Source organism: Albidovulum sp., assembly GCF_041919395.1.
GTDB lineage: Bacteria > Pseudomonadota > Alphaproteobacteria > Rhodobacterales > Rhodobacteraceae > Albidovulum.
Window position 1 is genome coordinate 1 of the sequence record NZ_JAYRTX010000055.1, and the last position, 22,210, is coordinate 22,210.

Consider the following 22,210-nt stretch of genomic DNA (forward strand, 5'->3'; position numbering starts at 1 on the left):
CTCAGCCTTCTGGCCGCGACCGTCGCGGCGGGCTTCGTGGAGCGTCGGTCGGCCGAGGGCGTGACCGGGGCGCTCGCCGCCGTTGGGCAGGACTGGGTCGAGGTCCTGGCCGACGGGCTCCAGATCACGCTTGCCGGCACCGCGCCCTCCGAGGCGGAGCGATTCCGGGCGTTGACGGCCGCGGGTACCGTGGTGGACCCGGATCGCGTGATCGACACGATGGACGTGGCCGATCCTGCCGCACTCAAGGCGCCGGACTTCACCGTCGAGATCCTGCGCAATGGCGACGGCGTCTCTCTCATCGGACTGGTTCCTTCCGCGACTGACCGCGAAGGACTGGCGGTGAAACTCGGCGAGGCCGCGGGCGACGGCACGGTGACGGACATGCTGGAGGCGGCCGACCATCCGGTGCCCAAAGGATGGGCGGCAGCGCTCGATTTCGGGATCGAGGCGCTGGCCACGCTGCCGCGCTCGAAGGTCTCGATCTTCGCGGATCGCGTGGCGATCACCGCGATTTCCGACAGCGCGGCGGAAAAGGCGCGACTGGAGGCCGACCTCAGCCGCCGTGCGCCCAAGGGCATCAGGCTCATGCTCGACATCTCGGCGCCGCGGCCGGTGATCACCCCCTTCACGCTGCGATTCCTGATCGACGAGAACGGCGCACGTTTCGACGCCTGCTCGGCCGACAGCGAGAAGGCGCGCGACCGGATCATCGCCGCGGCCAACGCGGCAGGTGCCACCCGCAAGATCGCCTGCACCATCGGGCTTGGTGTGCCAACACCCGCCTGGGCCGACGCGGTCACCATGGCACTGGCCGCGATGAAGGAGCTTGGCGCCGGGTCGGTCACCTTCTCGGATGCCGACATTTCGCTGGTGGCCGCCGAGACGGTGTCCCAGGACGCCTTTGACCGCGTAGTGGGCGAACTCGAATCGAACCTGCCCGAGGTCTTTTCTCTCCACGCCGTGCTTACGCCCAGACCGACGGAGGAGTCGGCGGCGTCGGTGGTGCCCGAGTTTGTCGCGACGCTTTCGTCCGAAGGCAAGCTCGAGATGCGCGGCAGGCTCGGCGACGCGCTCTCGCGCGATGCCGTGGACAGCTTCGCCCGGGCGCGCTTCGGCTCCGTCTCCGTCCATGCCGCTACGCGCCTCGCCCCGGACATGCCCGCCGGCTGGACGGTCCGGGTCCTCGCGACCCTCGAGGCGCTTGCGGAACTCGACAACGGCACCGCGCAGGTACGCCCCGAGATCATCAGGGTATCCGGCGTGACCGGCTCTTCCATCGCATCCGACAACGTCGCGCGGATCCTGTCGAGCCGCCTGGGCGAAGGGCTGAACTTCAAGCTCGACATCCGCTATGACGCGAAGCTCGACCCGCTTCTCGGGCTGCCCACGGACGAGGAGTGCGTGGACGGGATCAACGCGATCCTCGCCGAACACAAGATCAACTTCGAGCCTGGCTCCGCCCAGATTGCCCGCGATGCGGCCGGGACGCTCGACAAGATTGCCGAACAGATGAAGCAATGCGCTGACTTTCCGATGGAGGTCGGGGGCCACACCGACGCCCAGGGCCGGGAAGAGATGAACCTCGAGCTCAGCCAGAAGCGGGCCGAGGCCGTCGTCGCCGCGCTGATGGAGCGTCGGGTCCTGACCGGAAACCTCACCGCCACGGGCTTTGGCGAGACCGTGCCCATCGGTGAGAACGAGACCGAGGCGGGCCGGGAGGCCAACCGCCGGATCGAGTTCCGTCTGATCAAGCCCGCAGCCACGGCTGCGACGGAAGGCCAGGCAGAGGACGGGGTACCTGTCGTCGTCAACACGCCGGCCGATGACACGGCAAAGCCGAAACCGCGGCCGGACCGTTGACGCGCCCGGGCGGGGCTTGACCGGCAGGAAACGAACAGCCAAAGCAGGGCCATGAACAGAACCGAACTCATCATCGCCACGGCGATCATCCTCTTCGTGGCCTTCGGGCTAGGTTGGTTCGCCTGCTGGTTCGTCCATCGCCTCAGCCGGGTCACGAAGGCCGAGATCGACGACCTGGAAAAGATGGCGCGCGACCTGCACGAGGCCGAGGAAACCCGCGATGCCGCGATCACCTTCCTCGAAAGCCGCGAGGCGGAACTGACCAACCGGCTCAACCAGTCGCAGGCGGAACTGCGGGCGGCGATGGACGGCCTGCGTGACGCCAGGGCCGAGGCCGAGGAACTGCGCGCCTACATCGAGCGGATGCACGCCGGCTGACCGGTCCTGCCTACCACCGCGTCAGCGCTTCCTCATCCTCCTCGGTCGCGGCGACCCATGTCGCGCCATCGGCGCCGATTTCCTTCTTCCAGAAGGGCGCGCGGGACTTCAGGTAGTCCATCAGGAATTCCGCCGCCTCGAAGGCCGCGACCCGATGGCGCGCGGCCGTCGCCACCATCATGATCGCCTCGCCGGGTGCGAGCGGGCCGTAGCGGTGAATGACCAGAAGTTCGGCCAGGCTCCACCGCACATGCGCCTCCTCCGCGATTGCCGCGATCGCCTTCTCGGTCATCCCGGGATAGTGCTCGATCTCCATCCGCGCCAGTTGCCCGCTGTCGTCGCGGACGATGCCGAGAAATGTGACGACCGCGCCCACGCCGCGCCCACCGGCGCCGAAGCCGGCGCATTCCGCGCCGTAGTCGAAGGGTTCCGCCTGGACACGGACCCGGACCGCCATGGCTCAGCCCCCAGTCATCGGCGGGAAGAAGGCGACCTCGCGCACGCCGGCAAGCGGCGCGGAGAAATCGGCAAGCTGCTGGTCGAGTGCCACCCGCAAGCTTCGCAGGTCGGCGAAGGCGGCGGCATAGCGGTCTTCGCGGGACCTCAGTTCCGCGACGAGATCGGCCACGGTCGCGGCCGATGTATCGACCCGCTCGCGCGGCAGGCCGATGCGCTCGCGCACCCAGGCGAAGTAGAGCACGTCGATCATCGTTCGTCCTTCAGAAACGGCAGGGCCTTGCGGAAGTATTCCCACCCCGTGAGGAATGTGAGAACGGCCGCGATCCAGATCAAGCCGAGCCCGACGAAGGTGGCATAGGAAGAACAGCCACGCACCCCGCATGAGCGGATCGGGTCGGCGAGCCCGGCCGTGACAAGGTCGGCATATTCCTCGGGGGTTAGGCCGCGCCGCGCGATGCCTTCGAGATGTTCGAGCCCGGTGCCGAGGAAGAGAATGGCTATGGCGATCATCTGCGCCGTGGTCTTCCACTTTGCAAGGTTCGTGACCTTCAGAGAGCCCGCCGTGGCGCCGAGGTACTCCCTCAGTCCCGAGACGAAGACCTCACGGAAGAGGATCAGCGTCGCTGGCAGGATCAGCCAGGGGTTCATCCCCGAGTAGCCGGTCAGCACCATGATCGCGATCACCACCATCGCCTTGTCGGCGATCGGATCGAGCATGGCGCCGAACTTCGATTCCTGCTTCCAGAGCCGTGCGAGATAGCCGTCGAAATAATCGGTGATGGCGGCGGAGACGAAGAGGACGAGCGCGAACCAGTCTGCCCAGGGCCGGTGAAAATAAAGGAACATCACCGCGACACCGGGTGCGGCGAGCAGGCGGAGGACCGTCAGCGTGTTCGGGATCGTCCATCTCATGGCGGCACCCTAGCGACTGGCGGCGGCAACTGGAAGAGGCGTGACCCGCCGCTCAGTCCGCCGCCGCGAGCGCCCTGTCGAGGGCGGGCCAGAGCTCGTCCAGCGGTTCGCAGCCGATGGCGAGGCGCACGAAGCCGGGGGCCACCGCATCGCCCCAGCGGTCGCGGCGTTCGGCCGAACTGTGGACGCCACCGAAAGAGGTGGCGGGCCGGAGGAAGGGGCAGGCGGCGATGAAGGCCTCGGCGGCCGCGCCCGAGGCGAGCGTCAGCCCGACGAGGAACCCCGACCGTTGCATCTGTCGCGCGGCGAGGTTGTGGGCCGGGTCGCCCGGCAGGCCGGGGTAGCGAATTGCCTTCACCGACGGATGCACGGCGAGCCGTTCGGCGACCGTGCCCGCAGTCCGGCACATTCGGTCGAAGCGCAACTCCAGTGTCTCCAGGCTGCGGTGCAGGAGCCAGGCCTCGAACGGGCCGGGGATGGTGCCGGAAATCTTGCGCCAGTCCCTCAGCGCCGCGATCAGGCCGGCATCTCGGGCGGCCACATGGCCCATCAGAAGGTCGGAATGGCCCCCCGGCGCCTTGGTGTCGGAGGCCAGGACAATATCGGCCCCAAGGTTCAGCGGACGCTGGCCGAAGGGCGTCATGGTGGTATTGTCCACGATGGTGAGGCCGCCCGACGACCGCACCTGGCCGGCCACCTCGGCGATGTCGCAGAGATCCAGGCCCGGATTCGAGGGACTCTCCACGAAGACGAGGCGATAGCCCTCGAAGCCGCCCTCGGCGAAGGCCGCGGTCGGGCGCCGGTCGAATGTCACGCCGAGCTTGGCGAGGATGCGGTCGGCCAGGAGCCGCGTCGTGTAATAGCCGTCCGATGGCAGCAGCACCCGGTCCCCGGCGGAGAGGAGGGCAAGGAACGGCGCGGTGATCGCGGCCATGCCGGAGGGGAACAGCACCGCCTCGGCCCCCTCGAGATGGCCGAGCATCTTCTCGCAGGCCTCCCATGTCGGGTTGTCCGAGCGCCCGTAGCTCGCGTATCCCGCCGGATCGCCCGGCAAGTGGTACATCGAGGCGAGCGTCAGGGGCAGCGCGATCGGTTCGCCCTTTTCGAGCGCGCGGCCGCGCAGGTGGAGAAGCTCGGCGGGCGAGGCGCGATTATCTTCGGTCATGGTGGAGGCTCCTGGCGGCGGCGTCCGCTTCCCGCATGGCAGCCTAGTGGCGGGGGCGTCAAACGGAAAGGGGGGACAGGTTCGCCGGTGCGTCAGAGGGTGCCGGTTCCCTGCCGCGCCGCAAGGGCGCGGCGAACGCCCTCGACGAAGCGGGCGGTGTCGGCGGGGTTGACGTATTCCACCGCTTCGGCCCCATCCTTCACTGGATCCCAGGCCGGGTCGAGCGCGAGCGCAGCGTCGATGTGGCGGGCGGCCTCGTCCGTGCGGCCGGCCAATGCGTACGCCGCGGCGAGCCGGGTCTCGCGCATCGGGCCGCGCGGCGCGAGCCTGAGAAGACTCTCGATCGAAAGGCCGTAATCCCCGGCCGTGAAGGCTGCGACCGCGAGATCGAGGAAATACCACATCGGGTGGAACGGGTTCAGCTCGATGGCCCGGCGGCAAAGCTCCAGCGCCTCCAGCCCGCGGCCCTGGTTCGAGAGCATGTAGCTCAACGCGGCCATCGTGTCCGTGTCGTAGGGATTCAGTTCCAGCGCATGCCGGGCATGGAACTCGGCCGCGCCGGTTTCGCGGCGGAACTGGTGGACGAGGCCGAGCATCCGATGGCAGCGCGCCTCTTCCGGCGCGAGCGCCACGGCGCGGGACGCATTGACCAGCGCGCGGTCCAGTACCTCTTTCGGTGCAGAGCCATAGCCTGCGGCGATGACCTCTGCGAGCGCGAGATAGCCGAGCGCGATGGCGAAATCCGGGTCGATCTTCAGGGCCTCGCGCAGGTGATCGCAGGCGGCTTCGTTCACACCCGGCCCGACATCTCTGAGATACCGCCGCGCGGTGACGAAGTGGCGGAAGGCCTGGATGTCTGCCGGCCGGCCCGAGAGCGGCGCATCCATCGCCGATTCCTCGGCTGTCGCGGCAACGCGCTGGATGATCCGGCGGGGCAGCGTATTCTCCAGGGTCAGCACCTCTGTCTCGTCGAGCGTGAAGGTTTCCCCCCAGATCTGCCGCATTCCGGACGTTTCGGTGAGGTAGACCGAGATGCGGTAGCGGTCGCCCGCCCGGCGCACGCGGCCGCGCACCACATAGTCGGCGTGAACCTCACGCGGCCCGTCCGGAGATAGGCCGAGGGCGGAATAGGGCGAGATCACCGCCAGCGTCCGATAGCGGGCGAGGCCGTAGGTCACTTCCTCGGCAATGTCGCGGAACAACCGGTCGTCCCCGTCGTCGCCATCCACGCCGAACGGAAGGACCGCGAGACGCAATTCCCGAACCCCCGATCCCGTCGAGGATGGCGACGCCGGGACGGTGCGGGCGATATCGAGCATGTAGCCGCGACGCGGAAAGGTCCGAACGATGTGCCGGGTCTCGGGTCCCAGCACGCGGCGCAGGTCCTTGATGGTTTGTGTCAGGGTGTCATCGCTGACGAAGACGCCGGGCCAGACGGCGGCCATCAGGCTTTCCTTCTGCACGACCGCGCCGCGATGTGCGGCCAGTTGGGTCAGCAGGGCATAGGTCTTGGCGCGGATTTCGACGGGCACGCCATCGTGTTCCAGCGTTCCACGCGCCGGATCAAGGCTGAACCCGGCAAAATGGATCGTCCCCGTCTCCTCCTGCACACCCGGCATCCGACACCGCTGCGACCTTGCGATGCCTCATCGGAAGCCTGCGCAGCCAGGCTGTCAACGCCCTTTTGGCCATGTCACGACCCGCGCGCGAGAGTGCCGGCAGCAGCGGCGGATAGTCGGCCTGAAGAATGCGCGGATCGTCCGCGTCAAGGATCGCAAGGTAGTCGGGATGCGCCCCGATCGACATGCCGTCTGCGATCAGATGGGCCAGTTCCGCACGGCGGGCCCGGGCCTCGGTCCGCGTTTCCCAATCCGCCTCGGGCGTCCAGTGGTTCTCCTTTTCACTGACCGTGGGGTGACGATGACGCAGCATGACGGGCCTCCTGGGCAATCCGGTGCAGGCCCAGAGGGTAGGCCTGATCGCAGATGGCGTCCGGTCGGCTGGCTGAAATCTTTCTGAAATCGTGCGGTTCAGTTGCCCGCGCGGAAGCAGTCGCGGAGCGTCTTCGCCATCGGTTCGGAAATCGCGTTCACGGCCGCAAGGCTGTCCACTCCGGCGCGCGTGACGGCCTTGGGCGAACCGAAACGCTGCGGCAGTGCCCTTTCGGGCGGGGGGCTTTGTCTCCGGACGGAGAGCCTGGCGGCGGCGAGGACCCGCGCGAAGAGGGTTACGCTCAGCGAAGGAAGAACAGGATGGTCATGATCGCCCCGACGGCGGTCACGAAATGGCGCAAAAGATCGGTCCTTGCGATGCGCCGGCTTTGACGCGCGCCGACATAGCCGCCCAGCGCCGCGCTCGCCGCCATGACCAGCGCCTGTTCCCAGGCGATCAGGCCGGCCGCGACGAAGGCAAGCGCGGACAGCAGCGACAGGACCGCCGACAGGACGTTCTTCAGTCCGTTCATGCCGTGCAGGTTGGCATAGCCGATGAGGCCGAAGGCCGCGAGTAGCATGATCCCGAGCCCGCCGTTGAAGTATCCGCCATAGACCGATACGGCGAGGATCGCGAGCGCCGATGGCAGGGGACCCGCGGCATGGCCGCCCTGCCGCCGCAGGAGCCGGATCAGGCGAGGTCCGGCCGCGAACAGCACCGTCGCGAGAAGCAGGAGCCAGGGCACGATCCACAGGAACGTATCCCCCGGCGTCACGATCAGCAGCAGCGCGCCGAGAATGGCGCCGACTGCGGAGATCGCGATGATCGCGCGCAGTCCGAGGCTGCCTTCGGGCTCCATGTCGTTCCTGAAGGCCCAGGCGCTGCTCAGATAGCCCGGCAGCGCGGTCAGTGTCGCGGTGGCATTGGCGCTGACCGGCGGTATGCCGACATGGATGAGTGCGGGCAGGGTCAGGAACGTCCCGCCGCCGGCGACGGCGTTCAGCACACCCGCCGCGAATCCGGCACCGGCCAGCAAGAGAATCTCGAACATCCGCGCCCCTTCCGTCTTCTGAAGTGGCATCTTCTTGCACGCTGGCATATTGGTCTGCAAATTGGTCTGGAAAGAGAGGCCGATGACGCGGCTGAGCTTCAAGACGACCGAATCCCGGCTGCGCCGCCTTCTCGCCGAGCTTGCCCCCGACGCGGGCGACCGGCTGCCCGCCGAACGCATGCTCGCGATGCGCCTGGGATGCAGCCGCGAGACCCTGCGCAAGGGGCTTTCCACGCTGGAGCGCGAGGGCGAGATCTGGCGGCATGTCGGCCAGGGCACCTTTCGCGGCGCGCGACCGCGGCACCTGCCGGTCAGGGACATGCTCCTGGTCGAAGGGGCGACGCCGCCCGACCTGATGCGGGCGCGCATCCTTCTCGAACCGCAGGTCGCCGCCGAAGCGGCGCGCCGCGCCGATGCGCCGGACATCGCCCACCTGCGCGGCAGGCTTGCCGCCGGACGCCGGGCGCCCGACCTCGCGGCCTGCGAGCAGGCGGATGACGCCTTTCACCGGGCGGTCGCGGAGGTGTCGCGCAACCCGGTGCTGATCGGCCTGCTGACCTACCTGTCCGGCGCGCGCCGCCGCGCCGCCTGGCAGCGGGAATGGCACCGCACCTATCGCAGGACCGGCGCCGGCGAGTTCCGCACGATCCACAGCGACCAGCACCGGGATATCGTGGACCGCATCGCCGCCGCCGACGCCGCCGGGGCGGCCGAACGGATGGCCGTCCATCTGAAGGCGATCGAAGCCGCCATGTCGGGCGCGGGTGGATGATCTTGGCGTGTCCTCACCCGCCCGCGTGGAAGTAGTCGTAGACCGTCTGCGCCATCGTCGCCGAAATCCCGTCCACGGCCTTGAGGTCTTCGAGCCCGGCGCGGCTTACCGCCTTGGCCGACCCGAAATGCTGGAGGAGCGCCCGCTTGCGCGCCGCGCCGATGCCGGGTACCTCGTCGAGCGGGGTGGCGCCGATGGACTTGGCGCGCTTCGCCCGGTGCGCGCCGATGGCCCAGCGATGGGCCTCGTCCCTCAGGCGCTGGATGAAGTAGAGGACCGGGGAGTTGTGCGGGAGCGCGAAAGGGGGCTTGCCGGGGCGGTGGAATTCCTCCTTGCCGGCATCGCGGTCGACGCCCTTGGCGACGCCGATCATCGGCACATCCTCGACCCCCAGTTCCTCCATGATCCCGTTCACCGCCGAGACCTGCCCGGCGCCGCCGTCGATCAGCAGGAGGTCGGGCCAGGCTTCGCTTTCGCGGTCGGGATCCTCTTTCAGCAGTCTCTGGAAGCGACGGGTCAGCACCTCCTTCATCATGCCGAAATCGTCGCCGGGGGTGAGGTCCGCACCCCTGATGTTGAACTTGCGGTACTGGCTTTTGACGAAGCCCTCGGGCCCGGCGACGATCATCCCGCCGACGGCATGGGTGCCCATGATGTGCGAGTTGTCGTAGACCTCGATCCGCCGAGGCGGCGCGTCGAGATCAAACGCCTCGGCAAGCCCTTCGAGAAGCTTCGACTGGGCAGCACTTTCGCTCATCTTCCGGCCAAGGCTTTCGCGGGCGTTGCGGGCGGCGTTCTCGACCAGTTCCGCCTTCTCGCCCCGTCGCGGGACGGCGATCTCCACCTTGCGGCCGGCGCGGTCGGACAGAAGCTCGGTCATCAGGTCGGCATCCTCGATCAGGTGCGACAGGAGGATGAGGCGCGGCGGCGCCTTGTCGGCGTAGAACTGGCCGAGGAAGGCTTCGAGCACTTCCGGCGCCTCGGCCCCGGCGCCGGTCTTGGGGTAGAAGTCGCGGTTGCCCCAGCTCTGGTTGGCCCGGATGAAGAACACCTGCACGCAGGCCTGTCCGCCCTCCATGTGGAGCGCGACGACATCCGCCTCGGCCACGCCGCGAGGATTGATGCCCTGGACCTGCTGGACCTGGGTCAGCGCCTTGATCCGGTCGCGCAAGGCCGCGGCGCGTTCGAACTCCATCGCCTCCGAGGCGGCGGCCATGTCCTCGGCAAGCCTGGCCTGCACCTGCGTGGACTTGCCTTGCAGGAAGCGTTCGGCATCGGCGACGAGCGTGCCGTAATCCGCTTCGCTCACATGGCCTACACAGGGCGCGCTGCACCGCTTGATCTGGTAGAGCAGGCAAGGCCGCGTGCGGCTGGCGAACATGGCGTCGGAGCAGTTGCGGAGCAGAAACACCTTCTGCAACTGGTTCAGCGTCCGGTTCACCGCCCCGGCGCTGGCGAAGGGGCCGTAATAGTTGCCCTTCTCCTTCTTCGCGCCGCGATGTTTCTTGATCTGCGGGAACGGGTGCTCCTTGGACACGAGGATGTTCGGGAAGGACTTGTCGTCGCGCAGGAGCACGTTGAAATAGGGCTTTAGCTGCTTGATGAGGTTCTGCTCCAGAAGCAGCGCCTCGGTCTCGGTCCGCGTCGTCAGGAACATCATCGAGGCCGTCGCGTGGATCATCCGCGCGATCCGCGCCGAATGGCCCGAGGGGCGCGCGTAGTTCGAGACGCGCGCCTTGAGATTGCGGGCCTTGCCGACGTAAAGCACCCGCCCCTCGGAATCGAGCATGCGGTAGACGCCGGGCTGGGCGGTCAGCGTCTTGAGGTACGACTGGATCAGCGCGTGCCCCGAAAGCTTACCTCGCGTCATCTCGGTCATCTCGAAACGTCCTCATTTCGCGACCCCTGCGTCGGCACCGATTCCTGTCTTCGGCTGCAACCTCGCGTGCCCAAAGGCAAGCGAAATCCTGTCCACGGAAAATGTGGATAACTCTGTCGAAAAGAATTCGACGCGCGGAAATTTTCCTTGTTTTCGGCTAGGTTCATCACGTTGCCTGTTTTTTAGGCAGTCTCGCAACCCATTGAAATCGCGCATGATTTTTCTGCATCTCCGGCAAATCACTGAAAGCATTGGGAGAATCGTCACGCATTTGTCACAGCCGCGTTACAGGTGGACAAGTCAAGCCCGGCCAGGCGTTTCGTGCCGATATTTCGCTAGTCCACACCCAAGATGTCGGGTGTCTTCCAGCCCAGATGCTGGCCTCCGTCCACGCAGATCAACTGCCCGGTGACCGCGCGGGCATCGATGAGATAGCCAAGCGCCGCGCAGATGTCCTCCGGGTCGGCGCCGCGCTCAAGGACCGAGCAGGCGCGCTGTCCATGGAATTGCTCTGCGGTCTGGCGCGCCCCCTGAAGCGTGGTGCCGGGGCCGATGGCGTTGACGCGGATATCGGGGGCGAGTGCGCGGGCGGCGGTCCGGGTGAAGGCCCAAAGGCCCATCTTTGCCACCGTGTAGGACATGAATTCCGGTGTGAGCTTCCGCACCCTCTGGTCAAGCATGTTGACGACGAGACCCTGCGCAAGCGCGGCGCCATCCGCCTGTCGCACGGCTTTCGGCGCCTGGGCAGCAAAGTCCTGTGTCAGCGCGACCGGTGCGCGGAGGTTCGATTCGATGTGCCGGTCCCAGCTTTCGCGGGTTCCGGTGCGGATGTTGTCGTATTCGAAAATGGAGGCGTTGTTGACCAGAAGGTCGATCGGCCCTCCGAGCGCCGCGGCCGCCCGGGCAACGAGGCTGCGGCTTTCGGCCTCCTGCAGGAGATCGGCGCGCAGCGTCGCGGCCGTGACGCCAAGCGCGCGGGCGTCGGCGGCGGTCGCTTCGGCCTCTTCCGCCGAACTCGCGTAGTGGATGGCGACCTCGATGCCGCGCCCCGCAAGATGGAGCGCCATCGCCCGGCCAAGTCGCCGCGCCCCCCCGGTGACGAGCGCGCGCTTCATCCGGCCTTGCTCCCGCAGGGGCAGGGCGCGTTGCCGATGCGTGGCCGACCGCAGGACGCGCAACGTGCGGCCCCAAGCCGGCGCTGACCGCGTCCGGGAAACCGGAGCCGCCCGAAGACGGCGAGTGCGGCGAGGAAGACGAGGAGGAGCGTGACCGCCTTGACCATGTCAGACCCCGTAGCGCGCCCAGAGGGCGCGTTCCTCGATCTCGTCCATCGCCGCGCCAAGGAGATGCCCGCCGAAGCGCTGCAGGAAGGGCTTCTTCACGCCATAGGGCACGAGCCGCACCTTGTCGCCGTATAGTGCCTTCAGCTTCGGCACCATGTGGCCAAGCCCGTCGGCCAACCCCTGGTCAACGGCAGCCTGGCCGACCCAGACATCGCCCGTGAAAAGGTCGCCTGGGGCGAGCCTTCCGCCGCGCCGGCTGCGCACCTGCGTCTTGAACGCCTCGTGCACGGGATCGAGAATCGCCATGAGCCGTGCCACGTCTTCGGCCATCTCCGGCCGGAACGGGTCGAGAAAGCTCTTGGAACGGCCGGCGGTGTGCACGCGCCGCTCGATCCCGTGACGGGCGAGGAACTCCGGGAATCCGAAGCCGGCCGAGATCACGCCGATGGAGCCCACGACGGAACTCGCATCGACCCAGATGTCGTCGCCGGCCGTCGCCAGCCAGTAACCACCCGAGGCTGCCACATCCTCCACGAAGGCGTGGACGGGCAGCTTCTTTTCCTCGGCCAGTCGCCGGATCCGCGCCGCGATCAACGCGGACTGCACCGGCGAACCGCCGGGGGAATTGATTGCGAGCGCCACGGCGGCGGGCCGGCCCTTGCGGAACGCCTTGTCGATCACCGGGGCGAGCGCGGCGTCGCTGAGCCCGCCGCCCATGCGTCCGCCCGCGACGATCATGCCCTGCAGGCGCAGCACAGAGACGCGGGGAGGAGACTTCAGGAAAGGGATGAATGCTGCCATGCCCCCGATGTAATCCGGGGGCGCGCGGGCGACAATAGCCCGACCTTTCGCGCTTCCGTCCGCCGGGGTAGGCTCCGGCCATGATCGACAAGCTTGAAATGTTCATCGCGCTTGCCAATGAACGCCACTTCGGCCGCGCGGCCGAGACCATGGGCGTGACCCAGCCCACGCTTTCCTCCGCCATCCGGCAACTGGAGGAGCAGCTCGGCGTGCAGCTCGTGTTCCGCGCCTCGCGCTTCGAGGGGCTCACGCCGGAAGGCCAGCGCGTGCTCGACTGGGCGCTCCGGATCGTCGGGGATGCGCGCGCGTTGCGCGAGGAGATGCGGGCGCGGCGGCTCGGGCTTTCGGGCAACCTCCGGATCGGGGTGATCCCGACGGCGCTGCCGATGATCGCACGGCTCACCGCGCCCTTCCTCGCCGCCAACCCCAATGTGGATATGGCGATCCTCTCGCGCACATCGGTCGAGATTCTCGACGGAATCGAGCGGCTGGATCTCGATGCCGGGATCAGCTACCTCGACAACGAGCCGCTTGGCCGCGTCGTGCAGGTGCCGCTCTACCGCGAGGGTTACCGCCTGCTCGTCGCCGAAGGCTCGGCCCTTGCCGGGCGGACGTCGATCCCCTGGGTCGAGGTCGCCACCCTGCCGCTCTGCCTTCTGACCGGCGACATGCAGAACCGGCGGATCGTCAACCGCCACCTCGCCGAAGCGGGGACCAAGGTGCCGGCGCGGGTGGAGGCCAATTCTTCCATCGCCCTCATTTCCCATGTGCGGACGGGCGAGTGGGTCGCCATCGTGGCCGAGACGCTGGCCGAGATGCACGGCGCGGGGCTGAAGGCGATCCCGATCGTCGCGCCGGACGCGAGCCACCTTGTCGGGCTCATCGCCGATCCGCGCGAACCGCACCGGCCGGTTGTGGACGCGCTTCTGGATCAGGCGCGGAAACTCGCGCGGGCCTGAGCGCGGTCAGCGCCCCGCATCGCCGCCCCATCCGGCCCCCTGCATCTCCCTGAGCCGGCTCGCCGTGCGCTCGAACTCGAAAGCGCCCTCGCCCTCGACATAGAGCCGCTCGGGCTCGTCGGCCGCCGAGCAGATCAGCCGCACCTTCGCCTCGTAGAGGGCGTCTATGAGCGTCACGAATCGCTTCGCCTCGTTGTAGTTCTCGGCCGAGAGATGCGGGATGTCGTCGAGGATCAGCACCCGCACCGCGCCGGCGATGGCGAGGAAGTCGGCCGGACCGAGCGGGCGGCCGCAAAGCTCCCAGAACGACGCGCGTGCCACGCCGGCGTGATACTCAGGCAGGACCACCTCGCGCCCCTTGACCTCAAGCCTGAGCTGACTGTCGGCCCCGCCGCCGGTCAGTTCCAGCCAGATACGCGAGATCGCCGCGCGCGCATCCGGACCCGCGGGCGTGAACCACACCTGCGCCCCCTGGAGCCGGTGCTGGCGGTAGTCCGTCTCGCTCTCCAGTTCGCGGACGACCATCCGCTCCTTCAGAAGCTGGATGAAGGGAAGAAAGAGCGGCCGGTTCAGCCCGTCCTTGTAGAGATCGTCGGGCACGCGGTTCGACGTGGTGACGACCGTCACGCCACGGTCGAAGAGCATCTGGAAGAGCCGCCCGACGATCATCGCGTCGGCGATGTCGGTGATCTGCATCTCGTCGAAGCTGAGCAGACGGAGCTTGCCGGCGATGTCCTCGGCCACGGGCCGGATCGCGTCGTCGACCCCGGTCTTGCGCGCGGCGTGCAAGGCCGCCTGCACCTCCTGCATGAAGGCGTGGAAATGCACGCGACGCTTGGCATCGATGGCGACATGGCCATGGAAGAGGTCCATCAGCATCGACTTGCCGCGCCCGACCCCGCCCCAGAGGTAAAGACCCCTCACCGGCTCCGGTGCCCTGGCGAAAAGCCCGCCGAGGAGGCCGCGCTTCTTCCCGTTCGCCTCTTCGAGGCCGAAACGGATTCGGTCGAGTTCCGGCAGGACGGCGCGCTGGGCGGCGTCCTGCCGGAGCCCCCCCTCGTGCGTCATCCGGTCGTAGATCTCGGTCAGCGTCTCGGCCATGCACGCCCGATAACGCGGCGCGGGGACAAGGGAAAGCCCGACGGCACGGGCGGCCCGGAATTGTCGCGATCACAATTCTCGATTTGACCGGGCCGCCGGCCCGGAGCTAAGTCGCAAGGCCCGAAAGGAGACACCGGCATGTCCGTGCGCGCCCCCCTCTTCACCCCCGTGCTGATCGGCGGGTGCGTCATCATCATGCTGGGCTTCGCCATCCGGGCGAGCTTCGGCGTCTTCCAGATCCCGATCGCCGCCGAGTTCGGCTGGCCGCGCGCGGAGTTCTCGCTCGCCATCGCAATCCAGAACCTCGCCTGGGGGATCGGCCAGCCGATCTTCGGCGCGCTCGCCGAGAGGTTCGGCGACCGCCGCGCGATTGTCGCGGGGGCGCTCTTCTATGCCGCCGGACTGGTCCTCTCGGCCTTCGCGGTGACGCCCGGCCAGATGCAGCTTCTGGAAATCCTCGTCGGATTCGGCATCGCCGGCACCGGCTTCGGTGTCATCCTCGCCGTCGTCGGACGCGCGGCGAGCGCCGAGAACCGGTCGCTGGCGCTCGGCATCGCGACGGCGGCGGGATCGGCCGGCCAGGTGTTCGGTGCGCCGGTGGCCGAGATCCTTCTGGGCCACTACGCCTGGCCGACCGTCTTCATGATCTTCGCGGCGGTGATCCTTCTCAGCCTCTTCGCGCTGCCGCTGATGCGGGCGCCGGAACGGGCGAGCCGGGCCGAACTGGAAGAGTCGATGGGCGAGGTGCTCCTGAAGGCCTTCCGCGACCCGTCCTACATCCTGATCTTCCTCGGCTTCTTCTCCTGCGGATACCAGCTTGCCTTCATCACCGCGCATTTCCCCGCGATGGTGACCGAGATGTGCGGCGCGATCGCGCCCGGGGGCATGCTCGCGGCGGTCGGGATCACGACGACCTCGGCACTGGGCGCCATCGCGATCTCGGTCATCGGGATGGCGAATATCGTCGGCTCGATCACCGCGGGCTGGCTCGGCAAGCGCTACACGAAGAAATACCTTCTCGCCGGCATCTACCTCGCGCGGACGGTGGTGGCGGCGGCGTTCATCCTGATGCCGATCACGCCGGCCTCGGTGCTGATCTTCTCGCTCCTCATGGGGGCACTCTGGCTCGCCACGGTGCCGCTGACGAGCGGGCTTGTCGCGCACATCTACGGTCTGCGCTACATGGGCACGCTCTACGGCATCGTCTTTCTCAGCCACCAGATCGGCGGATTCCTCGGTGTATGGCTCGGTGGGCGGATGTACGACATCTACGGCGACTACACGCTGGTCTGGTGGATCGGGGTCGGGGTCGGCGCCTTCTCGGCGATCGTCCATCTGCCGATCCGCGAGCATCGCATGGGGGCCGCGCTGCCGGCCTGAGGGCGCGGCGGCGGTTTCATCACCGCAGCGCCGAAGGATATGCGCCAGACGGAAGGGTTCAGGCGCCGCGCGCGACCCCGAGGATGTAGCGCGCCGTCATCAGGTCCAGATGCGCGCCGCCGCCGTTCTTGCAGAGCGTGATCTCGTCGTCTGACCGGCGCGCGAATGCGCCCGACGCGAGGTCGTAATAGTCCGCGACGATGTCAGCCTCGGTGATCGCCCCCTCCGCCAGCGGGGCGATGAACTCGCCGATGTGGTGGACAGTGGTGGCGCGGGAGTCGCAGAAGACGCGGGCGCGGCGGAGGCAGTCGCTGTCGGCCTCGCGCATGTCGGGCCGGTAGGCGCCGATGAGGTCGAGGTGGCTGCCCGGTCTGAGCCATGCGCCCCTGATGAGCGGTTCGGTCGCCATCGTCGCGCAGCAGATGATGTCCGCGCCGCCGACGGCCGCCGCGAGATCGGCAACCGGTCTCGCGCCGGTTTCCTCGGCAAACGCCCTTGCGGCGTCGGGGTTGCGCGCCCAGATCGTGAAGCGTGCGCCCGCAAAGCCCGCCGAATATGCCTCTACGAGGGTATGCGCCACGGCGCCGGCGCCGACGATCAGGATGCTGCGCGCCTCCTTGCGCGCGAGCCGACGGGCGGCGAGCAGGCTGTCGCCGGCCGTCTTCCACTTGGTCACGAGCCGGAAGTCCACGAGCGCCTCCAGTTCGCCCGTGGCGTCGGACAGCAGGTTCACCGCGCCGCTGATCGCAGGGATGCCGCGCCGCACGTTGCCAGGAAAGATCGAGGCCGCCTTGACCGCGAGCCCGAGCCCGTCGATCCAGGCGGAGCGGGTAAGCAGCGTGTCCGCCCCCCGGCGCAGGATGGTGTCTGCAACCTCCGCGCGGGGCAGGCGGTGGCCGGCCTCGATGGCCTCGGTCAGCGCGATCCAGTCGAGCCGGTCCTCGACCTCGGGACCGACGATCTCGATCGTCATGCCGCTTCCTCCCGCGTCAGGAACCCCTCCGCCACCAGCCTTGCCGCCAGCCCGGCGGGGCCGTCGAAATGATGCGTCGCCCAGCCGCGCGCAACGGCGACCGCGATGTTGTCGGCCCGGTCGTCGGTGAAGAGAAACTCGGGCCCGGTGCGGCCGGTTCCGGCCTCGACGGCGGCGTAGATCGCGGGGTCGGGCTTGGTCATGCGCAGCCGACCGGAGACGAAGGCCCGGTCGAACTCGCCGAGGAACGGGTAATGGCGCTCTGCGAAGGCGAAAGTATCGTCACCGAAATTCGTCAGCGCGAAGACCGGCACGCCACTGGCCTTCAGCGCCTGCAGGAGCCGCACCGAATGCGGGATGGCGGGCGAGGCCATGTCGATCCAGTTGTCGTGCCAGAGCCGGATCTCGGCTTCCCAATCGGGGTAGCGGGCGGCGGTGGCATAGATCGTCTCGCGAAAGGGGGCGCCCCGGTCCACCGCCTCGTTCATCCCGTGGAGGTCCACCTCGGCGAACATCCGCGCGCGGGCCTCCGGGCCGATGGCACGGTCGTAGAACCGTTCCGGCTGCCATTCGATCAGCACGTTGCCGATGTCGAAGACGACCGCGCGTTCCCCTGCCATGCCTTCTATCCCTTGTGTCCGCGTCAACGTAGCGGGTGCGCCGGGAAAGGAAACCCCCGATCAGCGCCGTGCGCGCGGGCCCTCCGGCGCTACGCCGCGGCGCGTCTCGCGCCAGATGAGATAGAGCCCGCCGGCGAGGATGAGGGCGATCCCCGTCCAGGAGACCGCGTCCGGCCAGTCGCCGAAGACGACGACGCCCCAGAAGACGGCGAGCGGCATGGCGGTGTATTCGAAGGGCGCGGCGAGGGCCGCCTCGCAGAGCCGGTAGCCTTGCGCGACGAGGAGCGAGCCGATGGCCGCCGCGATGCCGAGCATGGCGAGGACCGGCCAGTCGCCCGGTTCCGGCCACATCCAGGCGCGCAGGAGGAAGTCGAGCGAGGCGTCGCCGGTGCCCGCGTAGCGCCCGTCGCCCACGCCGAGCCCCATCGCCGCCGAGACCACGACGAAGGTGATCTGGATGTAGAAGGCGAGCGTGACGGCGCTTTCCGTGCCGCCGAGCCGGCGGGTGAGAATGTTGACCATCGCATAGGCGACGGCGCCGAGGAGCGGCAGGATGGCGACCGGCCGGAACGCCTCCGTCCCCGGTCTGAGGATGACGATGACGCCGAGAAGGCCGAACCCGACGGCGAGCCAGCGGCGCGGCCCCACCTTTTCACTTAGGAGGAGGACCGACAGGGCGGTGATGAGCAGCGGGCTCACGAAGGAGATCGCGACCGCCTCGGCCAGCGGCATCGCGGCCAGCGCCACGAAGAAGAGCATGTTGGCGAAGACGACGAAGACCCCGCGCAGGATGTGGACGCGCAGCCGGCGCGTCCTGAGCCCCGTGTAGCCGCCCTGCAGCGGCATCACGACGGCGAGCAGGATCGCCATGGCGACGATTGTCCGGATCAGGACGACCTGGTGGAGCGCATAGTCACCGCTCAGGAACTTGATGCCCATGTCGTTGAGCGAAAAGAACAGCATTCCGCCCACGATGCAGAACACACCGATGATGCGGGTCCGCGCCTCGGCGGAAACAGGGTCGAGCGTTGTCATGGAATCGATCTGCCAGCCCGGCTGCGGCGCGTCTGTCCTACCCGCGACATCGCGTCAGGGTTGGGCGAGGCAGGTACCACCTTACCGCGCCGCCACCCTGAGCGTCCGGTCGAGCGCGGCGGCGAAGCGCGCGCGATCGGCCTTGCCGAAGGCACGCCCGCCGCCTTGCCGGAACGGGTCGGCGGCGCGCAGGTCGGCCATGAGGTCGCGCGTGGCCAGCGCGTTGCCGATGTTGGCATGCGTCAGCGCACTGCCGTCGTGCTTCAGGACCCCGGCGCCAGATGCCACGCATTTCGCGGCGAGGGGAATGTCGGCCGTCACCACCACGTCGCCGGGCCCTGCGCGTTCGGCGATCCACTTGTCGGCCTCGTCCGGACCCTCGGTCACGAAGACGACCTCGACGAGCGGATGCGCCGAGGGGCGCAGCCCGCCGTTGCAGACGAGGAAGGCGCGCACCCCCAGCCGTTCGGCGGCACGGATGCATTCGTCCTTCACAGGGCAGGCGTCGGCATCGACGTAAAGGCTCATGCGTAGAGCGCCTCGGCATGGAAGGCCACATGGTCGCGCATGAAGGTGGAGACGAAGAAGTAGCTGTGGTCGTAGCCGGGCTGCATCCGCACCTGGCCGTTCTGACGCCGCTCCATCATCGCCTGCGCCAGCGCCTCGGGCTTGAGGAGGTCGAGGAACTGGTCCTTCGAGCCCTGGTCGATCAGCACCGGCCCGTCGAAGCCGAGGCGCCGCATCAGGAGCGTCGCGTCATGCCCCGCCCAGGCCGCCTCGTCGGCGCCGAGATAGGCCCTGAACTGCTTGCGGCCCCAGTCGGACTGGGTCGGGTGGGCAATGGGCGCAAAGGCCGAGACGGAGCGGAACCGCCCCGGGAGACGCATCGCGAGCGTCAGCGCGCCGTGGCCCCCCATCGAATGGCCGGTGATGGCCTGGCGGTCCGCGTCGAGTGCGAAATTCGCGGTCAGAATGCGCGGCAGTTCATCGGCGACGTAGTCCCACATGCGGAAATGGGGCGCCCACGGCATCTCGGTCGCGTTGACGTAGAAGCCCGCGCCCTGGCCGAGGTCATAGGCCGGATCGTCTGCCACGCCCTCGCCCCTGGGCGATGTGTCGGGAAAGACCAGCGCGATGCCCGCCTCCGCCGCCCAGCCCTGCGCAGCCGCCTTCACCATTGCGTTCTCATGCGTGCAGGTGAGGCCGGAGAGATACCAGAGCGCCGGCACCGGATGGTCCGCTGCCTCTTCAGGCAGGAAGAGGCCGAAGGTCATGTCGCCGCCGCAGGTGTCGGAGGCGTGGCGGTAGACACCCTGGATGCCGCCGTAGCACTTGTTCTCGGATAGGGTCTGCATGGCGTGGTCCTTTCTCAGGCGGCCGTAATCCAGGCGATGACGGCGGAAACGGTGAGGATGCTGAAGGCGGTGGAAATCAGGATGGAGGCGGAGACACGCTGCGGCGCCACGCCGAAGTGCCGGGCAAGGATATAGACGTTCCCCGCGACGGGAAGCGCGGCCGCGGCGATCATCACACCCGCGGCCTCGCGTTCCACCGGGAAAATCCAGAGCGCGGCGACGGCCACCGCCCCGGGGTGCAGCACGAGCTTGGCGAAGCTGAGCCAGAGCGCGACGGAAAGCCGCTCGGCCGATTTCGACGCCAGCGAGGCGCCGATGGCGAAGAGCGCCCCCGGCGTCGCGGCCGCGCCGAGAAGGGCGAGGAACTCTGCCCCCGGTGCCGGCATCGGCAGGCGCAGGGCTGACCAGGCGATGCCGGCCACCATCGCCACGATCATCGGGTTCTTCGCGAGCCCGAGCGCCAGGACCCTGACGATTCGCGGCGACAGGTGCCCCTCGCGCGAAGCGGTGATGATGAGGGTGATGAGGCTCGAGAACACGATGAGGTCGATCGCCAGCACCATCAGCACCGGTCCCGCCGCACCGGGGCCGAGCAGCATCGTCAGCATCGGCACCCCGAGAAAGCCGGTGTTGCCGATCACGGCGCATTGCGCCTCGACCGACGCCTCGGGGATCGAGACGCGGCGCGCCAGTGCCACACCGAAGGCGAGCAGATAGACGATCGTGCAGCCCGAGAGATAGGCCATCGCGAAGGCCGGGTCGAATATCTCGCCCACCGAAAGGTTCGCCGCGAAGCGGAAGAGCATGGCCGAGAGCGCGAAGTAGAAGACGAAGCGGGTCAGCCACTCGGTCGCGACTTCGGGAAAGAAACGCAAGCGGCCCGCTCCCCAGCCGAGGCCGATGAGCGCGAAGAAGGGCAGTGTCTTGAGAAGGATCGCGAGCATGTTGCCTCGCGCCTAGCACGGGGAGGCGGGCGGGGGCCAGCGCCTCAGCCGCCGCCGATGAAGGCTCCCGCCGCGAAGACGAGCGCGCCGCCGAGGACGACCTGGAAGGTCGCGCGCAGGAACGGCGTCTCCATGTACCGGTTCTGGATCCAGACGATCGCCCATAGCTCGACGAAGACGATGGCGATGGCCAGCGTCGTGGCGGTCCAGAAATCGTGAATGAGATAGGGCAGCGCGTGGCCGAGCCCGCCGATCGTGGTCATGATACCGGAGGCGAACCCGCGCTTGACGGGCGAGCCGCGCCCGGAAATCACGCCATCGTCATGCGCGGCCTCGGTGAAGCCCATCGAGATGCCGGCGCCGACCGCGGCGGCAAGGCCGACGGTCAGCGTAGTGGCCGGGTCGCGGGTGGCGAAGGCGGTGGCGAAGATCGGCGCGAGGGTGGAGACGGAGCCGTCCATAAGCCCCGCAAGCCCCGGCTGCACCCAGGTCAGGATGAACTGTCGGTGTGCGGCGCGGTCCTCCTCGCCCTTGGACTCGTCGTCGAGATGAGTCTCGGCAAGCTCGCCCGCGCGCGCCTCGTGCTTCGCCTCCGCCGCCGCGAGATCGCCGAGGAGCTTGCGGGTCTCCGCATCGGTGGTCCGTTCCGCCGCGCGGCGGTAGAACGTCTCCGCCTCGCGCTCCATCGCCTCTGCCTCGCCGCGGATGCGGTCGAGTCCGAGGTTTTCGACGAGCCAGACTGGGCGACGGGCGTAGAAACCGGCGACATGCTCGCGCCGGATGAGCGGGATCACCGCGCCGAACCGCATTGTGTGGCGGTCGATGAGACGGTGGCGATGCTGATCCTCTTCAGCGGCCATGGCGTCGAAGACTGCTGCCGAGGAGGGGTAGTCCTTGCGCAGCCGCTCCGCGTAGCTGCGGTATATGCGCGCGTCGTCCTCCTCGGAGGAAATGGCCAGGGCGAGGACTTCCTGTTCGGTCAGGTCCGCGAAACGGCGACGGGTGGCAAGGCCGGGGATCATGGCGGACTCCGTTTGGAACGATTCCAAGTTACGAGGTGCTTTCGGGCGTAGCAAGTGCGACACCTTGTCTAAATGAACTTAACAGTTTACTTTTTATTGAAATAGCGAACTGTAGAGTTTAGATATTGCCTGGAGACTTCAACAGATATGATTGGAATCGATCATGACGACCCTCCGCGCCCCCCTCGTCGCCTTCTGGCTGGGTCTTGCTGCCCTCCCTGCGGCTGCCGTCGGCATCCCGTTAGACTTGCCACGCCTCGACTTTCCTGCGCCGGGCACGGACACCAGCCGCGACTGCACGCTGCCGCTCCTGCCCGGCGCGCCGC

General features: G+C 68.1%; 23 protein-coding genes. 5 read left to right on the plus strand and 18 right to left on the minus strand.

Going from position 1 to position 22,210, the window contains the following annotated elements; genetic code table 11:
* Both ACMUOO_RS10500 and ACMUOO_RS10505 read left to right on the plus strand, forming a co-directional pair.
* On the plus strand, positions 1 to 1,863 hold a 1,863-nt coding region (locus ACMUOO_RS10500; protein ID WP_413855185.1), incomplete at its 5' end, for an OmpA family protein.
* Positions 1,864 to 1,914: 51 nt separating this feature from the next.
* Positions 1,915 to 2,241 (plus strand): hypothetical protein, encoded by a 327-nt coding sequence (locus ACMUOO_RS10505; RefSeq protein ID WP_301920397.1) that lies wholly within the window; start codon positions 1,915 to 1,917, stop codon positions 2,239 to 2,241.
* A 10-nt stretch (positions 2,242 to 2,251) separates the two neighbouring features.
* Here the strand turns inward: ACMUOO_RS10505 and ACMUOO_RS10510 are convergent, their stop codons facing one another.
* The 7 genes from ACMUOO_RS10510 to ACMUOO_RS10540 form a co-directional block, all read right to left on the minus strand.
* On the minus strand, positions 2,252 to 2,698 hold the full coding sequence (locus tag ACMUOO_RS10510) for a molybdenum cofactor biosynthesis protein MoaE (protein WP_301920398.1): 447 nt from the start codon (positions 2,696 to 2,698) through the stop codon (positions 2,252 to 2,254).
* 3 nt (positions 2,699 to 2,701) lie between these two features.
* Positions 2,702 to 2,950: a molybdopterin converting factor subunit 1 gene (gene moaD / locus ACMUOO_RS10515; protein ID WP_301920399.1), complete on the minus strand. Its 249-nt coding sequence runs from the start codon at positions 2,948 to 2,950 to the stop codon at positions 2,702 to 2,704.
* Positions 2,947 to 3,612 (minus strand): CDP-diacylglycerol--glycerol-3-phosphate 3-phosphatidyltransferase, encoded by a 666-nt coding sequence (gene pgsA / locus ACMUOO_RS10520; protein WP_301920400.1) that lies wholly within the window; start codon positions 3,610 to 3,612, stop codon positions 2,947 to 2,949. The genes moaD and pgsA overlap by 4 nt, the downstream gene beginning before the upstream one ends.
* Before the next feature lie 52 nt (positions 3,613 to 3,664).
* Entirely contained in the window at positions 3,665 to 4,777 is a 1,113-nt protein-coding gene (locus ACMUOO_RS10525; protein ID WP_413855188.1) for a cystathionine gamma-lyase, read from the minus strand.
* A gap of 92 nt (positions 4,778 to 4,869) precedes the next feature.
* Entirely contained in the window at positions 4,870 to 6,387 is a 1,518-nt protein-coding gene (locus ACMUOO_RS10530) for a winged helix-turn-helix domain-containing tetratricopeptide repeat protein (protein ID WP_301920402.1), read from the minus strand.
* Positions 6,341 to 6,709: a hypothetical protein gene (locus ACMUOO_RS10535; RefSeq protein ID WP_301920403.1), complete on the minus strand. Its 369-nt coding sequence runs from the start codon at positions 6,707 to 6,709 to the stop codon at positions 6,341 to 6,343. Before ACMUOO_RS10535 ends, ACMUOO_RS10530 begins: the two co-directional genes overlap by 47 nt.
* Positions 6,710 to 7,010: 301 nt before the next feature.
* Positions 7,011 to 7,760, minus strand: a complete 750-nt coding sequence (locus ACMUOO_RS10540) for a sulfite exporter TauE/SafE family protein (protein ID WP_301920562.1) — start codon at positions 7,758 to 7,760, stop codon at positions 7,011 to 7,013.
* 82 nt (positions 7,761 to 7,842) lie between these two features.
* Here ACMUOO_RS10540 and ACMUOO_RS10545 point away from each other — a divergent pair, with 82 nt between their 5' ends.
* Complete coding sequence (locus ACMUOO_RS10545; protein ID WP_301920404.1) at positions 7,843 to 8,532, plus strand: FadR/GntR family transcriptional regulator; 690 nt, start codon at positions 7,843 to 7,845, stop codon at positions 8,530 to 8,532.
* A gap of 13 nt (positions 8,533 to 8,545) precedes the next feature.
* Here ACMUOO_RS10545 and uvrC read toward each other — a convergent pair whose 3' ends face one another.
* The 3 genes from uvrC to ACMUOO_RS10560 all read right to left on the minus strand — a co-directional run bounded on the left by uvrC (position 8,546) and on the right by ACMUOO_RS10560 (position 12,495).
* Complete coding sequence (gene uvrC / locus ACMUOO_RS10550; protein WP_301920405.1) at positions 8,546 to 10,411, minus strand: excinuclease ABC subunit UvrC; 1,866 nt, start codon at positions 10,409 to 10,411, stop codon at positions 8,546 to 8,548.
* Positions 10,412 to 10,746: 335 nt separating this feature from the next.
* Complete coding sequence (locus ACMUOO_RS10555) at positions 10,747 to 11,526, minus strand: SDR family oxidoreductase (protein WP_301920406.1); 780 nt, start codon at positions 11,524 to 11,526, stop codon at positions 10,747 to 10,749.
* 168 nt (positions 11,527 to 11,694) lie between these two features.
* Positions 11,695 to 12,495, minus strand: coding sequence for a S49 family peptidase (locus ACMUOO_RS10560; protein WP_301920407.1), 801 nt, complete (start codon positions 12,493 to 12,495; stop codon positions 11,695 to 11,697).
* Positions 12,496 to 12,575: 80 nt separating this feature from the next.
* On the opposite strand from ACMUOO_RS10560, the gene ACMUOO_RS10565 reads away from it, so the two are divergent.
* Positions 12,576 to 13,454 (plus strand): LysR family transcriptional regulator, encoded by an 879-nt coding sequence (locus ACMUOO_RS10565; protein ID WP_301920408.1) that lies wholly within the window; start codon positions 12,576 to 12,578, stop codon positions 13,452 to 13,454.
* Between the two features lie 6 nt (positions 13,455 to 13,460).
* On the opposite strand, the gene zapE is transcribed toward ACMUOO_RS10565, so the two are convergent.
* Positions 13,461 to 14,555: a cell division protein ZapE gene (gene zapE / locus ACMUOO_RS10570; protein WP_301920409.1), complete on the minus strand. Its 1,095-nt coding sequence runs from the start codon at positions 14,553 to 14,555 to the stop codon at positions 13,461 to 13,463.
* A 138-nt stretch (positions 14,556 to 14,693) separates the two neighbouring features.
* Between zapE and ACMUOO_RS10575 the strand changes: the two genes are divergently transcribed.
* Positions 14,694 to 15,935 (plus strand): MFS transporter, encoded by a 1,242-nt coding sequence (locus ACMUOO_RS10575; protein WP_301920410.1) that lies wholly within the window; start codon positions 14,694 to 14,696, stop codon positions 15,933 to 15,935.
* Between the two features lie 58 nt (positions 15,936 to 15,993).
* Here the strand turns inward: ACMUOO_RS10575 and ACMUOO_RS10580 are convergent, their stop codons facing one another.
* From ACMUOO_RS10580 to mbfA, 7 genes are all read right to left on the minus strand, one after another.
* Entirely contained in the window at positions 15,994 to 16,908 is a 915-nt protein-coding gene (locus tag ACMUOO_RS10580) for an ornithine cyclodeaminase family protein (RefSeq protein WP_301920411.1), read from the minus strand.
* The gene (locus ACMUOO_RS10585; protein ID WP_301920412.1) at positions 16,905 to 17,528 is read right to left on the minus strand and encodes an HAD family hydrolase; all 624 of its coding nucleotides are present in this window, start codon (positions 17,526 to 17,528) and stop codon (positions 16,905 to 16,907) included. The genes ACMUOO_RS10580 and ACMUOO_RS10585 overlap by 4 nt, the downstream gene beginning before the upstream one ends.
* Before the next feature lie 60 nt (positions 17,529 to 17,588).
* Complete coding sequence (locus ACMUOO_RS10590) at positions 17,589 to 18,563, minus strand: DMT family transporter (RefSeq protein ID WP_301920413.1); 975 nt, start codon at positions 18,561 to 18,563, stop codon at positions 17,589 to 17,591.
* 81 nt (positions 18,564 to 18,644) lie between these two features.
* Positions 18,645 to 19,091, minus strand: coding sequence for a YaiI/YqxD family protein (locus ACMUOO_RS10595; protein WP_301920414.1), 447 nt, complete (start codon positions 19,089 to 19,091; stop codon positions 18,645 to 18,647).
* Complete coding sequence (gene fghA, locus ACMUOO_RS10600) at positions 19,088 to 19,918, minus strand: S-formylglutathione hydrolase (RefSeq protein WP_301920415.1); 831 nt, start codon at positions 19,916 to 19,918, stop codon at positions 19,088 to 19,090. The genes ACMUOO_RS10595 and fghA overlap by 4 nt, the downstream gene beginning before the upstream one ends.
* A 14-nt stretch (positions 19,919 to 19,932) precedes the next feature.
* Positions 19,933 to 20,862 carry an AEC family transporter gene (locus ACMUOO_RS10605; protein WP_301920416.1) on the minus strand — a complete coding sequence of 310 codons (930 nt, stop codon included), beginning with the start codon at positions 20,860 to 20,862 and terminating at the stop codon, positions 19,933 to 19,935.
* Between the two features lie 44 nt (positions 20,863 to 20,906).
* On the minus strand, positions 20,907 to 21,884 hold the full coding sequence (mbfA, locus tag ACMUOO_RS10610) for an iron exporter MbfA (protein WP_301920417.1): 978 nt from the start codon (positions 21,882 to 21,884) through the stop codon (positions 20,907 to 20,909).
* Positions 21,885 to 22,210: the final 326 nt, after the last annotated feature.